The sequence below is a fragment of the Amycolatopsis sp. cg9 genome, assembly GCF_041346945.1.
GTDB lineage: Bacteria > Actinomycetota > Actinomycetes > Mycobacteriales > Pseudonocardiaceae > Amycolatopsis.
In genome coordinates, this window is record NZ_CP166850.1 from 8,315,673 (window position 1) to 8,330,538 (window position 14,866).

At 73.5% G+C, this 14,866-nt stretch carries 13 protein-coding genes; 5 read left to right on the top strand and 8 right to left on the bottom strand.

The features are described from left to right. The first annotated feature begins 55 nt into the window (after nt 1-55). Complete coding sequence (locus AB5J73_RS38550) at nt 56-181, top strand: hypothetical protein (RefSeq protein WP_370963746.1); 126 nt, start codon at nt 56-58, stop codon at nt 179-181. Between the two features lie 250 nt (nt 182-431). Here AB5J73_RS38550 and AB5J73_RS38555 read toward each other — a convergent pair whose 3' ends face one another. Both AB5J73_RS38555 and AB5J73_RS38560 read right to left on the bottom strand, forming a co-directional pair. Continuing rightward, nucleotides 432-1,331 carry an NAD(P)H-binding protein gene (locus AB5J73_RS38555; RefSeq protein WP_370963747.1) on the bottom strand — a complete coding sequence of 300 codons (900 nt, stop codon included), beginning with the start codon at nt 1,329-1,331 and terminating at the stop codon, nt 432-434. Beyond that, the gene (locus AB5J73_RS38560) at nt 1,328-1,639 is read right to left on the bottom strand and encodes an antibiotic biosynthesis monooxygenase (RefSeq protein ID WP_370963748.1); all 312 of its coding nucleotides are present in this window, start codon (nt 1,637-1,639) and stop codon (nt 1,328-1,330) included. The genes AB5J73_RS38555 and AB5J73_RS38560 overlap by 4 nt, the downstream gene beginning before the upstream one ends. A gap of 103 nt (nt 1,640-1,742) precedes the next feature. On the opposite strand from AB5J73_RS38560, the gene AB5J73_RS38565 reads away from it, so the two are divergent. After that, nucleotides 1,743-2,258: a winged helix-turn-helix transcriptional regulator gene (locus AB5J73_RS38565; RefSeq protein WP_370963749.1), complete on the top strand. Its 516-nt coding sequence runs from the start codon at nt 1,743-1,745 to the stop codon at nt 2,256-2,258. Here AB5J73_RS38565 and AB5J73_RS38570 read toward each other — a convergent pair. Further along, a complete protein-coding gene (locus tag AB5J73_RS38570; RefSeq protein ID WP_370963750.1) occupies nt 2,255-3,910 on the bottom strand; it encodes a DUF6461 domain-containing protein in 1,656 nt (551 codons plus the stop codon). The genes AB5J73_RS38565 and AB5J73_RS38570 overlap by 4 nt on opposite strands. Before the next feature lie 103 nt (nt 3,911-4,013). On the opposite strand from AB5J73_RS38570, the gene AB5J73_RS38575 reads away from it, so the two are divergent. Next, a complete protein-coding gene (locus AB5J73_RS38575; RefSeq protein ID WP_370963751.1) occupies nt 4,014-5,474 on the top strand; it encodes an aldehyde dehydrogenase family protein in 1,461 nt (486 codons plus the stop codon). Here AB5J73_RS38575 and AB5J73_RS38580 read toward each other — a convergent pair. Further along, a complete protein-coding gene (locus tag AB5J73_RS38580; protein ID WP_370963752.1) occupies nt 5,471-5,806 on the bottom strand; it encodes a cupin domain-containing protein in 336 nt (111 codons plus the stop codon). The genes AB5J73_RS38575 and AB5J73_RS38580 overlap by 4 nt on opposite strands. A 71-nt stretch (nt 5,807-5,877) precedes the next feature. Here AB5J73_RS38580 and AB5J73_RS38585 point away from each other — a divergent pair, with 71 nt between their 5' ends. Continuing rightward, a complete protein-coding gene (locus tag AB5J73_RS38585; protein ID WP_370963753.1) occupies nt 5,878-6,822 on the top strand; it encodes a GlxA family transcriptional regulator in 945 nt (314 codons plus the stop codon). 37 nt (nt 6,823-6,859) lie between these two features. Here the strand turns inward: AB5J73_RS38585 and AB5J73_RS38590 are convergent, their stop codons facing one another. Continuing rightward, nucleotides 6,860-11,791, bottom strand: a complete 4,932-nt coding sequence (locus AB5J73_RS38590; RefSeq protein WP_370963754.1) for a fibronectin type III domain-containing protein — start codon at nt 11,789-11,791, stop codon at nt 6,860-6,862. 101 nt (nt 11,792-11,892) lie between these two features. Between AB5J73_RS38590 and AB5J73_RS38595 the strand changes: the two genes are divergently transcribed. After that, a complete protein-coding gene (locus AB5J73_RS38595; protein WP_370963755.1) occupies nt 11,893-12,258 on the top strand; it encodes a hypothetical protein in 366 nt (121 codons plus the stop codon). Here AB5J73_RS38595 and AB5J73_RS38600 read toward each other — a convergent pair. The 3 genes from AB5J73_RS38600 to AB5J73_RS38610 are packed head-to-tail and all read right to left on the bottom strand — an operon-like array spanning nt 12,255 to nt 14,862. After that, nucleotides 12,255-12,683 carry a nuclear transport factor 2 family protein gene (locus AB5J73_RS38600; protein WP_370963756.1) on the bottom strand — a complete coding sequence of 143 codons (429 nt, stop codon included), beginning with the start codon at nt 12,681-12,683 and terminating at the stop codon, nt 12,255-12,257. The genes AB5J73_RS38595 and AB5J73_RS38600 overlap by 4 nt on opposite strands. Further along, nucleotides 12,680-13,570 carry an SDR family NAD(P)-dependent oxidoreductase gene (locus tag AB5J73_RS38605; RefSeq protein ID WP_370963757.1) on the bottom strand — a complete coding sequence of 297 codons (891 nt, stop codon included), beginning with the start codon at nt 13,568-13,570 and terminating at the stop codon, nt 12,680-12,682. Before AB5J73_RS38605 ends, AB5J73_RS38600 begins: the two co-directional genes overlap by 4 nt. Before the next feature lie 11 nt (nt 13,571-13,581). Next, nucleotides 13,582-14,862: a hypothetical protein gene (locus tag AB5J73_RS38610; protein ID WP_370963758.1), complete on the bottom strand. Its 1,281-nt coding sequence runs from the start codon at nt 14,860-14,862 to the stop codon at nt 13,582-13,584. Nucleotides 14,863-14,866 lie beyond the last annotated feature (4 nt).

Consider the following 14,866-nt stretch of genomic DNA (forward strand, 5'->3'; position numbering starts at 1 on the left):
ACCCCGCCATGCGCGGGTACGTCGCCGGGGCTACGGCCGCGCCGCGACGGCCGCGGTGCTGCGCGAGGGGTACGCCCTCGGCGCGCGGACGGCGTTCCTGCACGCCAGCCCCCCGGGCGTGCCGCTCTACGAGGCGATGGCGTTCGCCCACGCCGAGAACTGGTCGCTGTTCACCGCCTGAACGAGGATCCACGACCTGGTGCCGGGAGCTGCTCGTGCCCGAGCGCCGGCCCGCTACCACGACGTCCCCACCGGACGGGCGCGGCCCGGCTGCGGCCGCAGAGCGCGAAGGCGTTCACCGAGGAGCTGACCCGCGCGGCCTGGCGGGACACCCCGTCGGCGTTGATCGTCTGCGACGACGACCGGGGAGGCCTGCCCGGCCGGCGCCGCCGCCGGTGCGGGCGGGCTGAACCGTGGCGTGCAGGTGGCCTTCACGGCTCAGGGATGGCGTACGGGCCGTCGGTGCCGAACTCGGCGCGGTTCTCCCGGACGAACTGCGCGACCGACAGCGGTGCCCGCCCGCCGATCTTCTCGACGTTGTCGTTGGTGCCGGCGAAGACGCCGTTCCGGTAGTCGACGGCCACGTTGCCCAGGTGCTGGACGAGGTGCGCCGGCAGGCCCTGGCGCGTCAGGGCCTCGGTGAATTCGCCGAGGCTGATCGGCTCGTAGCGCACCGGGATGCCGAGCGTGGCGGACACGGCCGCGGCGATGCCGTGGTGGTCGAGTTCGACCGGCCCGTGCAGCGTGTAGGCGGCGCGGTCGTGCGGCTCCGGTTCGGCCAGCACCGCGGCGATGACGCGGGCCTGGTCGGCCGCCGCGATCGGGGCGTGCCGGCCCTCGCCGAACGGCAGCCGCAGGTAGCCGGTCCCGTCGCGGAGTTGCCACCACGACGTCAGCCACTCGGCGAAGAAGGTCGGCCGCAGGTGGGTGGTGAGCAGCCCGGTGCGGTCCAGCACCCGCTCGGCGAGCCAGTGCTGCCGGGCGGCCGTGCTGGCGGCCTCGCGGCGCGCGGAGATCTGCGACATCGAGACGACCGAGCGGACGCCCGCCTCGGTCGCCGCCTGCGCCACGTTGACGGTGGCTTCGAGCAGGCCGGGCCGGATCGGGTAGCAGAAGTACACGCCGTTCACCCCGCTCATCGCGGCGGCGACCGCCGGGAAGTCCAGCAGGTCGGCGTGCACCACCTCGGCGCCCGCGGCGGCCAGCGCCCGCGACCGCTCGTCGTCGGTGTGCGCCATCGCCCGCACGCGGTGGCCCCGGGCGAGCAGCAGCTCGACGGTCCCCCGGCCGGTCTTGCCGGTGGCGGCGGTGACCAGGAACAGCCGGCTCACCGCGCCGCCCCCGCACCGGCGCCGACGACGGTGCCCTTCATCAGCCACACCGGCCCTTCGGCGTAGGCGCCCGCTTCCGCGAAGAACTCGGCGAAGTACGGGCCCTCGGCGTGCGCGGTGAACGCCGCGAGGTCGGCGTAGACCTCGTTGAGGTAGAAGACGTCCGGGTCCGCCGCGTCCGCGATGACCTCGAACCGGCGGGAGCCGGGCTCGTGGGCGAGGGAGTCGCGGGCGGTCCGCCGCGCCGCGCGGACGAAGTCGTCGCGGCGCTCCGGCCGGACGGTGAACGACACCAGGAACTGGTACACGGCAAGCCTTCCTCGAAGGGTAGTTCATTGATTGAACTGCGCTCTCCCCGACCGTAGCACAGGGTCAGTTCAATGAACGAACTTCCGGGGTAGACTCGGCGGCATGCCCCTTCCCAGCACCTACGCCGAACGCAACTGCTCGCTCGCCAGGGCACTGGAGGTGGTCGGCGAGCGGTGGACGCTGCTGATCATCCGCGACGCGTTCTTCGGCGTGCGCCGGTTCGGCGACTTCGCCACCCAGCTCGGCATCCCGCGCGCGGTGCTCACCAGCCGGCTGAAGTCCCTGGTGCAGGAGGGCGTGCTCGTCCGCGACGACGCCGGTTCCTACCGGCTGACCGAACGCGGCCTCGCCCTCTGGCCGGCGGTGCGCGCCCTGATGCACTGGGGCGACGAGTCCTACTCGCCGGCCGGGGTCAAGCGCGCCCTGCGCCACGACGCCGACGGCGGGCTCGTCGACCCCGGGAACCGCTGCCTGGAGTGCGGTGCCCTCGTCCCGGTTCCGGAGATCCGCGTCGAGCCGGGCCCGGGCTACGAACCGGCGGCGGCGCCCGCCGACCCGGTCTCCGCCGAGATGAACCGGCCGCGGCTGCTGCTCGAACCGATCTCCGGGACCGCCTAACCGCCGGGGATCCGGTACGCCACCCCGGCCCGTTCGATGTCTTCCAGGTCCTCGGCGTACAGCCCGCGGCCGGTGAACCGCTCCACCGCCACGAGGCCCTTTTCGTCGCTGTCGCGGTAGTCGGCCAGGTCGAGTCCCGCGAGGGCCGCCACCACCTCGGGGTCCGCGGCCGGCTCCCCCAGTCCCGGCTCGAACGACGCCAGCACCTCGCCCGCACGGGCCAGGGACAGCCGGGTCACCGCGTTGACGTTCCAGAACATGCTGGCCGCCCGGCCCGCCCGCGAGACCGCCGTCAGCACCTCTTCGTGCGAACCGTGGTAGCCGTTCTCCTCGATCACCAGGACGACGCCGCCACCGGCGTCCAGCACCGCCAGCCACGGGTCCGCGTACGCCTCCCTCAGCTCGGGCAAGGGCTCCGGCCGGTCCGGGTCCGCGCCGAAGCCGCGCACCACCTCCGCGGCGGGCAGGCCGGTGACCACCGTGACGGTCGCCGCCACGGTCAGCCGGGAGCGCCGGATCCAGCGGTAGCGCACCTCGGGCCGGTCGGCGACAGCCGGTTCGGGCTCGCCGCGCAGGCGGTGGCCGAGGCGGTCGGCGCGGGCGTGCACGAGGGGCGGCGCCGCGGGCGCCGCCCAGATCCAGACGTCGTAGCTCTCCACTTCCGGGTCGTCGCGGCCGTAGGCGTGCACGCGGACGCGGTAGTCGCCGGGCCACGGCGGCGTCGTCACGCCCACCCCCGCCGACGGCGCCAGGCCCGCCGAACCGTGTTCCGCGCGCCAGCCGAGGTCCACGACCTCTTCCCAGCCGAGCGTCTCCACCTCGGCGGGCGGCTCGGCGAGCACGCGGATGCCGACGCGCACCGGCCCGGCTTCGGTACCGGTGCGGATCACCACGCCGCCGCCGGCGGCTTCCGCCAGTCCGTTCTCCGCGAAGTCGCCGAACGCCGGGAAAGCACCTTCGGTCAAGGCGAACACGTGGTCGCGGACGTCGACGAACGCGCTCCCGGACCGCGGGAGCCGGTACTCGGCGCGTTCCTTCTCCCGCACGGCCTCGGCGTACCCGGCGGGCATCGGCGCGGCGCGGAGCAGCCCGGCCGCGACGCCGAGCGCCGTGCCGACGATGGCCGCGATCCCGGGCTGCCCGGCCTCGCGCGCAGCGATCGCCGTGGTCACCAGCGCGATCGAGAGGTACCCGGCGCCGTGCGCGGCCGCGATCGCCGCTTCGTCGCCCGCGGCGGCCAGGAACGGCACGAGCGCGTCGTCGGCCACCAGGCCGGCGGTCAGGTCCGCCACGAGGTCGAGCAGGTCGGGCCGGAACTGGGCCAGCAACCGCATTTCCCGCACCGCTTCCGCTTCGCTGTCCGAGGACAGGAAGCCGAACGACCCGGACTGCGGCGGCGTCAGCTCCCCGGTCACCGGGGGCGCCGGGATCACCAGCCCGGCCAGGGTCAGCTCGACCGCCCCGTGCACGCGCTCGACCACCCACGACGGCACGGTCCGCAGCGAGCGCACGACTTCGGCTTCGGGCCAGTCCGGGAACCGCGGCGGCGGTTCGAGCGCCAGCCGGCCCAGCGCGGCCGCCGGCGCGGGCGGGAGCGCGGCTCGGACGACGGGCACGACGGCGGCCACGGCCGCGGCAAGGTTCTCCCCCATGCGGCCACTCTGCCAGATCCGGAATTGGTTGAGCCTTGAACTACTCTTCCGCACAGTGGAATCGCCCACCCGGCGCCGACCGCGCGGGCACAGACTCGGGCGCATGACCTTCCACCGCGAGCTGTTCATCGACGGCGAGGACGTGCCCGCCGAGGGCGGCCGCACCACCGAGGACACCAGCCCGTACACCGGCGAAGTGTTCGCGACCGTCGCCGCCGGGCAGCCCGCCGACGCCGGCCGCGCCGTCGAGGCCGCGCACCGCGCGTTCCCCGGCTGGGCCGCCACGGCACCCTCGGCGCGGCGCGCGATCTTCCTGACGGCGGCGGAACTCCTCGACTCGCGCGCGGGCGACGCCGTCGCCCTGATGGCGGGCGAAGTCGGGGGTGCCGCTCCGTGGGCGCGGTTCAACGCCGGGCTCGCCGCGAACATCCTGCGCGAGGCCGCGGCGGCGACCACCCAGCCGCTGGGCGAAGTCCTGACCACCGAAACGCCCGGGCAGCTGTCATTGGCCGTGCGGGAGCCCGCCGGGGTCGTCGCCGCCTTCTCGCCGTGGAACGCGCCGCTGATCCTGGGGGTGCGGGCGATCGCGGTGCCGCTGGCGGTGGGCAACACCGTCGTGCTGAAGCCGAGCGAAGACGCGCCGATCGCGAGCGGCCTGTTCCTCGCCGACCTCTTCCGCGACGCCGGGCTGCCGCCGGGCGTGCTCAACGTCGTCACCAACGCCCGCGAGGACGCCGCCGACGTCGCGCGGGCGCTGATCGCCGACGACCGCGTCCGGATCGTCAACTTCACCGGCTCCACCGGCGTCGGCCGGATCATCGGCACCACCGCCGCCCAGCACCTCAAGCCCGCCGTGCTGGAACTGGGCGGCAAGAACGCGCTGCTGGTGCTCGACGACGCCGACCTGGGCTACGCCGTGGACGCCGCCGCGTTCGGCGCGTTCCACAACGCCGGCCAGATCTGCATGTCCACCGACCGGGTCCTGGTGCACCACTCGATCGCCGAGGAGTTCACCGCGAAGCTGGCCGCGAAGGTGGGCGCGCTCCCGCACGGCGATCCCGCGGACCCGGCGACGGTCGTCGGCCCCACCATCGACGCCCGCGGTGCCCGGCACGTCGAAGAGCTGGTGGCGGAAGCGGTCGCGCGGGGCGCGCGGGTCCGCACCGGCGGCGGCCGGGCGTCCGGCGCGCGGTACGCCCCGACGGTGCTGGACAACGTCACCGCGGACATGCGGATCTTCCGGGAGGAGATCTTCGGCCCGGCCGTCACGGTGCTCGCGGTCGGCAGCGACGACGAAGCGGTCGAGATCGCCAACGACACCGAATACGGGCTCACGGCCGGCGTCATCACGGAGAACGCCGGCCGCGGCTTCGCACTGGCACGGCGGCTGCGGACCGGGATCGCCCACGTCGGCAACCAGACGATCGACGACGAAGCGCAGGCGCCGTTCGGCGGCGTGAAGTCCACCGGCTACGGGCGGTTCGGCGGCCGGTGGGGTGTCGAGGCGTTCACCGACACGCGGTGGATCACCGTGGCCGGGCAGCACGGCTCCTTCCCGTTCTAGCCTTCCGGGTAGAACAGGAACAGGGTGCAGCCGGTGGTGCTGGCGGGCACGTGCCACGTCCCGGCCGGCGCGTGCAGGAACGTGCCCGCTGGGTAGTCGCGGGCCCCGTCGTGAAACGTGCCCGCGACGACGTAGACCTCTTCGGGGCCGGGCTCGTGGACGTCCCGGCGCGGCCACGACGTGCCGGCGTCCATCTCCAGAACGCCGGCGTGCGCACCGTCCGCGCCGGTCCACAGTGGACGGAACCGGATGCCGGGGAACAGTTCGCGGACCGGCGCTTCCGTGACGGCGGCGGAGGTGTAGCCGTCCTGGTCGAGGATCTCGGGGTGCATGACCGCCACCCTGCCCGGCCGCGGCGGGCCCGCCCAGTGTCCGGGAAGACACCTTGGGGTACTTTCGTGCCATGCACCGCGTGGTGGCACTGGTGCGGCCGGTGCAGTCGACGTTCGAGCTCGGCATCGCCGCCGAAGTCTTCGGCACGCCACGGGCCGGCGTGCCGCGGCACTACGAATTCGACGTGTGCGCGGAGACGCCGGGCCCGGTCCCGACGACGGCCGGTTACGCGATGTCCGTCCCCCGTGGACTGTCGGCGCTCGCCACCGCGGGCACCGTGCTCATCCCGGGCTGGGCGCCGGTCGAAGCCCCGCTGTCCCCGCGCGTCCGTCGCGCGCTGCTGCGGGCCCACGCCCGCGGCGCCCGCCTGGTGACCATCTGCTCCGGCGTGTTCGCCCTGGCCCGCACCGGCCTGCTGGACGGCCGGTCCGCGACGACCCACTGGGCGCGCGCGGACCAGCTGAGCCGCGAATTCCCGCGGGTGCGCGTGGAACCGGACGTGTTGTACGTGGACCACGGCGACGTCGCCACGAGCGCCGGCGCGGGCGCGGGGATCGACCTGTGCCTGCACCTCGTCCGGAAGGACCACGGAGCCGCGCACGCCGCCCTGGTCGCGCGGCACATGGTGATGCCACCGCATCGGGAGGGCGGCCAGGCGCAGTTCGCCCCGCCGGTCGCGGCTCCGGACGCACTCGGCGGCCTCCTGGACTGGGCGGCCACCCGCCTCGGCACGGCGCTGTCGGTGAGCGACCTCGCCGCGCGGGCGGGCGTCTCCCGGCGCACGCTGGCCCGCCGCTTCACCGACCAGCTCGGCACGAGCCCCGGCGCGTGGCTGCTGGCCCGCCGGGTGACCGAGGCCCGCACCCTGCTGGAGGACACGGACCTGCCGGTGGAGGCGATCGCGACGCGGGTCGGGCTGACGTCCGCGGTCAACCTGCGGCGGCGGTTCCGCGACCAGGTCGGGACCACGCCGGGGGCCTACCGCCGGGCGTTCCGGACCCCGGGCGCGCCCTGACGTACACCCGGGTGCGGGCTGTTACGGCGGGCCGCCGTCAGTTGGCTCCGATCCTGCCCTCCCCCGGGTCGCCGCCGCACGAGGCGGTCCGGGTGAGGACCGTTTTCTTGGACACCCCGTCCTGGACCAGGATCCCGACCGGTGAATAGAGGGTGTTCTTGGCTTCCATGCTCCACTCCCCGGCGGCGTTCGTGGAGAACGGCCCGTAGTACTTCGTCACCGTCGTGGTCAGGTACACCTCGACCTTGCGGTTCGGCGGATACCCGGTCGCCCGGATCTTCGTGAGGACGTAGGGCGATTCCGCGTGCCAGTCGCACGTCACCTCCACGTTCGTCGCCGGGTTCCACAGCTGGAAGCCGATCGTGCCGGAGAAGTCGCCGTACAGCAGGTAGTTCAGGGACTGCAAGTAGAACTGGTAGTTGTGGCCGGGGATCAGCCCTTCCACGGTCCACGACACGCCGGTCACCGGGTACGGCAGCTGCCGGAACCCGGTGTCGCCGGCCGAGACGTCCTTCATGTAGATGAAGTAGCCCGTCGCGTTGGCCGCGGGCGTCCAGAGCAGGGTCGCCGAAAAGAAGTCGCGGACCGCGCGGAGGCTGGTGGGGCCGCGGGGGATGAAGCCGCCGGCGATCGAGGACGCCGTGGCCGAATACCCGCCGCCCAGGTAGCCGTTCAGGGAGCGGAGCTGGAATTCGTACGTCGCGCCGGGAACGAGGCCGTTGGCGAGCCAGGAAGCGCCCGAGACCGGGTAGGGCAGCTGCTTGAACGCCTCGCCTGCCGTCACGTTCCGCTGGTAGACGTAGTAGCCCGTCGCGTTCGCGGCCGGTGACCAGGAAAGGGCGACCTGCCCGTTGGCCTGCCCGGAGGCGACCGCGCGGAGGTTGCCCGGGCCCGCGGGCACCGCCCCGCTCGCGGTGACGGTCACGACGGCCGAGAACCCGCCCTCGATCAGGCCGTTGAGGGAGCGGAGCTGGAACTGGTAGACCGCGCCCGCGATCAGGCCGCGCGCGGTCCAGCTCGAGCCGGACACCGGGTAGGCCAGCTTGACGAGGTTCGGTTCGCCGGCCGTCGCGTTGCGGACGTAGACGTAGTAGCCGCTGGCGTTCGCCGCCGGGGTCCAGTTCAGGGTCACCGCGCGGTCGCCGGCCGTGGCGCGGAGGTTGCCCGGTCCGGCCGGGGTGATGCCGCCCGCCGTGACGCCGGCGACGTTCGAGAACCCGCCGCGGATGAGCCCGTTGACCGACTGCAGCTTGAACTCGTACCGCCCGCCCGGCGTCAGCCCCGACGCCACCCAGCCCGACCCCGTGACCGGGAACTCCAGCTGGGTGAACCCGCCCTCGCCCGCGCTGACGTTCCGCACGTAGACGTAGTAGCCGGTGGCCGCGGCCGCCGGGGTCCACGCCAGCGTCGCCGAGTTCGTGCCCGGTGTCGCGCGCAGGTCGCCCGGGCCGGCCGGCGTCGTGCCCCCGGCCGTCACGCCGGCGACGTTGGAGAACCCGCCGCGGACCAGCCCGTTGACCGGCTGCAGCTTGAACTCGTACCGCCCGCCCGGCGTCAGCCCCGACGCCACCCAGCCCGACCCCGTGACCGGGTACCGCAGCTGGGTGAAGTCGCCCTCGCCCGCGCTGACGTTCCGCACGTAGACGTAGTAACCGGTGGCCGCGGCGACCGGGGTCCACGCCAGCGTCGCCTGGCCGTTGCCCGCCGTCGCCCGCAGGTCGGTGACCGCCGCCGGGCGGGTGCCGGTCAGCGTGACGTCGGCGGTGTTGGAGAGGCCGCCCAGCAGGTAGCCGTTCACCGGCTGGACGCGGTACTGGTAGTGCGCCCCGGGCACCAGGCCGGCGCTGACCCAGCTGGGCCCGGCGACCGGCCACGGCAGCCTGGTGAAGGCCGTCTCCCCGGCGCTGACGTTCTTGACGTGGACGTAGTAGCCGGTCGCGTTCGCCACCCGCGTCCACGACAAGGTCGCTTCGCCGTCGCCGGACGGTTCGGCGGTCAGGTCGGTCACAGCCGCGGGCGTCGGCCCGGTCACGTTCGCGGTGGCCACGTTGGACAGCCCGCTCTTGAGCCTGCCGTTGGCCGCTTGCACCTGGAACTGGTACGTGCCACCGGGAGTCAGCCCTTCGGCCACCCACGTCGGACCCGGCACCGGCCACGGCAGCTGGGTGAACGCCGTCTCGCCCGCGGTGACGTTCTTCCGGAACACGTAGTAGCCGGTCGCGTTCGCCACCGGCGTCCACGACAACGTCGCGATCCCGGTGCCGCCGCTCGCCGACAGGTTCGTCACGGCGTCCGGCGTCGCGCCGGTGACCGCCACCGTGGCCACGTTGGACAGCCCGCCGCGGATGTCGCCGTTGGCCGCCTGCAGCTGGAACTGGTACGTCTCCCCCGGGGCCAGCAGCTCGGCCACCCAGGTCGGGCCCGAAACCGGCCACGGCAGCTGGGTGAACGCCGTCTCGCCCGCGGTGACGTTCTTCCGGAACACGTAGTAGCCGGTCGCGTTCGCCACCGGCGTCCACGACAACGTCGCGAAGCCGTCGCCGGGAGCCGCCGAAAGGTCGGTCACGGCGTCCGGGGCCGGCCCGGTCGGCGTGACGGTCGCGACGTTCGAGAACACGCCTTCGGCCGACCCCTTGGTGGCCTTCAGCTGGAATTCGTAGGTGTGCCCGTTGGTCAGCAGCCCGGCGGTCCACTGTGGACCGGTGACCGGGTACGGGAGCCGGGTGAACGCGGTCTCCCCCGCGGTGACGTCCCTGGTGTGCACGTAGTAGCCGGTCGCGCCGGGCGAGAGCGTCCACGACAGATCGGCTTGCCCGCTGCCCGGCGCGGCGCTCAGCTGGGGCGCCACCCGCGGTCCCAAGGGGACGGTGGGGTACGGCCGCGGGTACGCCTCGCCGACCGCCAGGTCGCCGGCCAGCGAGTCCGCGAACGCCGCCGCGATCTTCACCTCGCCCTGCGCGTTGGGGTGCGTCCCGTCCCACAGGTCGGCGGCCGGGACGATGTCCTTCGCCGTCTCCGCGACGTGCACCTGCGAGTCCACTGTGGACAGCTCGTCGACGGTGCGCCGGAGCCGGGCGTTGAAGTCGGCCACCGAGGCCGCGAAGGCGGGTTCGCTCTCCGTCCGCTGGTTGGGCAGCACGGTCCCGAACACGAACTGCACGCCGGGATCGGCCTCGCGGGCGTTGGCGATGAACGTGCGCAGGCTCGCCTCCGTGCCCGCGGGGTCGCTCATCCCGAACCCGAGGTCGTTGATGCCGAGCAGCACCAGCAGGTAGTCCGGGTGGTGCGCGCCGACATCGCCTTCGACGCGTGCGGCGGCACCGCCGAGCGACTCACCCCAGATGGCGTCGTGGTACTGCGTGAACGCGGGGTCGGCGTAGGTGTGGTTGTCGTTCCAGGTGCCGGCGACGTTGTCGAACAGGTCGTCCCGCGGGCCGACGAGCGAAAGCTGGGCGTTCACGGCGGTTTCGTGCTTGTCGAACCGGTAACGCCAGGTGAAGTCGCCCGCGCTGCCCTGGCTGATCGAGTCGCCGACGACCATCACCTGGGACTTCACCGAGATCCGCACCTGGGCCGATACCGGGCCCGCTCCCCGGCGGTTGATCGACCTCAGTGCGACGGTGAGGGGCAGGTCGGAATCCTTGAACGTCAGCGACGCGGGCCCGTCGTGGGTGATCACACTGCCCACCTGACCGTCCGGTGTGACGACCGCGTACCCCTCGGCCGGCGGCCCGGTCGCAGGCGGCTGCCAGGTCAACGTGGCCGACTCACCGTCCGCCGCCGCCGTCCACGCGATGGCGGACGGCGGATCGGGTACCGCGGTGTAGAGCCCGGGTCCGCCGACGTGCACCGACGTGGTGGCGACCGCGGACTGCCCGGCGTCGTTGGTGACCTTGAGCCCGATCGAGTAGTCCCCCGTGGCCGCGAACGACGTCTCGAGGACGTCGCCGTCGGTGGCGGTCGCGTACCGGCCGGAACCGTCGAGGTCCCACGCGTAGGTCAGCGGCCGCCCGGCCGGATCGGACGACTCGCCCGCGGACAGCAGGACCGGCTTGCCCGGCACCGCCCCGTCGACGGGCGTGATCGCCGCCTCGGGCCCGGCCGACGATGGCGCCGGGCGGACCCGCGCGGCGAAGAACTTGGCCGCGTCGAGCGGGTAGATGTCCTGTCCCGGCCCGTCCCCCACCGAGTCGTAGTTCCGGTGCTCCGTGAACAGGAACGACGCGACCGGGTGGCTGAAGGTCGACCACTTCAGGACACCCTGGCAGATCGGGTCGAGGGCGTGGCAGTACGACCGCACCTTGTCGCGGGGCGCCGGGAACTCCGGCGGCGCTTCCGCCAGAACGGCGGTCAGGAGACCGTTGCGCAGCCGGTCGAGGTTCCCGAGGCTGGTGCGCGCCCGGCCGTTCAGCAAGGGGTCGCCGAACAGCGCGACGCCGAGCACCCGGTCGCGCTGGTTGGCGGGCAACGCGCGGTAGACGTTCCCGGTCACCTGGGCGCCCTGGCTGTAGCCGGACAGCACCAGCCGGGTGCCGGCGCACCGGTCGGTCACGGACTGGATCTTCGCCCGGAGGTTCGCCTCGCCCTTGGCGACCGACGCGGTGTACCCGCCCAGCCGTCCCTTGCTGAAGCCCAGCCCCGCCCCGATCCCGTTGGCCATCGCCTCGAAGCCCCCGAAGACCGGGACGGCCGGGTACTGGGCGGCGACTTCTTCGGGGGTGTCCGCCAGGCCGTTGGCCCAGAGCTCGACCGAACTGCCCGCCGCCACCACCAACGGCTGGAACTGCCCGTAGAACGCCGCGACGGCCGGGCCGACACCGTTGTTGTCGGTGACGTCCTCACCCGAGCCGCGCGAGCCGAGGACGAGCACGTCCGGACAGGATTCGGCGGCCCGCGCGGCGGCCACCGGCAAGGTGAAGACGCCGAGCACGACGGCGACGATGACGCAAAGAGTCCCCCAGCACCGCATTCCGGCTCCCCCCAGGAGAAGGACGTCCCGGAAATCTAAACGACGATCAGCCGCGGCACCATCCGCTACTCGGCCCCATGTGGCCGCGCTAGCCTGACGGCATGGTTTTCCGGCGCAGACGGCACCGCGCACGTCTCTCCGCTGTCGCGGAACGGATCGGCGCGCGGAACGGCGTCGTCCTGAAAGACGCTTTCTCCGGCGGCCGCGGCGCCAACGGACCGCTCGTGCTGGGGGTTATTACCCTTCGAGACGGTGAACCCGGCGAAATCCTCCGGGAACAGCTGGAAAACGCGGCCGCCGGCGGGTACGCGGGCCCGCCGAAATACACCGAGGCCGACGGGTGCGGTTTCATCGGCGTCCCGGACCTGCCGATGCTGATCATCAAGACCTTCGCGGCGGGGAAGGTGATCCCGCTGCACGGCGAAGTCCCGCCGGGACGGACCGGTGTGGTGGTGAGCTTGACCTAGCTGACGATCCGCAACGCCGCTTCCGCGCCGCCCAGGGCGGCCAGGTGCGACAGCGGGTTCCAGAAATCCCGGTACAGCAAGAATTCCCCGCCCCGGACGCGCACCACCGAAATGTAGCGCTGGTGGAACTCCAGCCCCGTCCGCAACGCCCGGCCGTCGCCGCGGTACTCCGCGATCACCAGGTCCGGCTCACCCGTCGCGTGGAACTCCAGTCCCGAAAACGCGACCTCCAGGTGCTCCGCGAACTTCTCCATCTGCTGCCACAACGCCTCGCGCCCGGCGAACCGCTCCGGCCACCCCGGCGGGGCGTACGGGAACTCCAGCACCCCGTCCGCCGCGAACAGGTCCACCCAGCCCCGGGCATCACCCGCTTCGAGCAGATCCAGGCTGTGCGCGAGAACTTCCTGCGCCGGCGAACGTGTCATGCCGCACCTCTCAGGGTTTCTTCGGTGGCGGGCGCGCTCGTGACGACGCCCGCGAACATGCGGTCGATGAGCCGGTCCGGCAGCAGCCGGGCGATGCGGGCGCCGCGGGTGGCGTCCGGGCCGACCGAGTAGCGCGTCTTCGGGCGCGGCGAGGCCAGTGCGTGGTGGACCGCGGCCGCCACGTCCTCCGGGCGGGTCCTGCTGGCCCGCGCGCCCGCCTCGTTCCCGGCCAGGAAGCGCAGGAACGTGTCGCGGTACAGGCGGGTGACGGGTTCCGGGGCGGCCGCGAGAACCCCTCGGCCGTCCTGGGAAACCTTGGCCCAGATCGGGGTCATGATCGCGCCCGGGCGGACGACGGAGACGCCGACGCCTGCCGGGGCCAGCTCGCGGCGGAGTGCGTCGCTCATCGCTTCCTTCGCGAACTGCGCCATCGCGTACGCGCCCAGGTACGGGACCACCAGGGAACCCAGGCCCGACGTCACGTTGACGACGCGGCCGCCCGCGGTGCGCAGCAGCGGGAGGAACGCGCGGGTGACCGCCAGCGTGCCGATCACGTTCGTCTCCAGCTGGCGGCGCAGGTCGTCCGACGACAGGCATTCCACCGGCGCGGACACGCAGATGCCCGCGTTGTTCACCAGCCCCCACACGCCGTCCGGGCCGGCGAGGGCATCGGCCGCCGCGGCGATCGTGCGGTCGTCGGTGACGTCGATGACCGCGTAGGTCAACGCCGCGGACCCGGCGATCAGGGCTTCGCCGTCCGCGGCGCGGCGCACCCCGGCCACCACCCGGAAGCCGGCCTCCGCGAGCTTCAGCGCCGTGGTCCGGCCGAGACCGGTCGACGCGCCGGTGACCACCACGGTCCGGCCGTTGTTCGCACGGTTGACCATCGTTCTCCTCCTCACGAGGCCCGCGCGGCGGAGCGCACCGCGTCCAGGCACCGGTCGACGAGCGCGGCGGCCCGGTCTCCGGGCACCGCGTCCGCGATGTACGCGCAGTTCCAGAACAGCCGGCCGTGGCTGGTGTTCACGGTCGCGACGACGTAGCCGTTGACGGAAAGGCCCGCCACGAACTGGCTGCCGTCCACCTGCCACCGGCCGATCACGCCGGGCACGGCGAAGCGGCCGAGGTTGGACAGGCACAGGTTGATCGGCCCGCTCTCCTCCATGTACCGCATGATCGGCTCGGCGTCCGCCAACGACTTCAGCCCGCTGCCCGCCACGAACCCGACCAGGTCGAAGTGCTCGCCGCGGTCCTTGCGCCGGGCCAGGTCCGCGCTCGCCGCCCGGGCCGCGTCCCACAGGGGGACGTCGCAGTCGACGAACGTCGGGATGGTGGCCACGTACGTCCCGGCCTCGTCCGCGGCGACCGGCGGGACCAGTTCGGCCCGGAAGTCGACCGGCGACCCGATGGCGACGTGGCCGGATCCGCCGGCGGCGCGGGCCATCGCCGCCGCCAGCAGCCCGTGCACCGTGGACCGCTCGCGCCGGCACGCCTCGACGACGGCGGCGAGCTCGGCGCCGGTCAGCTCGCGGTGCAGCACGCGGGTGCGCCGCGAAGCCATCGGCACCGCCGCGCTCGGCTCGAACCGGCTCGGCCGCAGGCGCGCGACGTCGTCGGCGTCCCGGCGCTGCTGGTCGGCGCGGCGCTGCTCGCCGGCGCTGCCGAGGTTCCGGGCCGGCATGACGTCCTCGGGCGAAGGCGGCGTCCGCAGCGGGGCCGGCAACGGCTCGTCCCGCTCGATCTTCGCCGCCAGCTCCAGGCATTCCCGGGCCAGGGAGATCGCGGTGGTGCCGTCGGCGACGCAGTGCGGCAGGGTGAGCACGAGGTCCTGCGCGCCCTCCCGGTCGATCAGCGTCGCCCGGATCAGCGGGCCGAGCCGCCACGGCACGGCCTCGGCCAGCTCGGTCTCGTCGACCTCGCGCACCCAGTCGCCGCCGCCGACGCACCGCAACGGGATCCGCCGGCCGGTCGGCACCCACACCGGGTCGTTGCCGTCCGCGTCGGTCTCGATCCGCAGCCCCAGCAGCGGGTGCCGCCGTTGCAGCGCGTCGAGCGCCGCGCGCAGCAGCCCCGGCGGGAGTTCGCCGCGCACCTCCACCCTCGAGATCACGTTGAGCGGTGAGACCTGGTCACACCACCAATACCAGCGCTCGACGGCGCTGAGCGGACGGCCGTTCATCGCA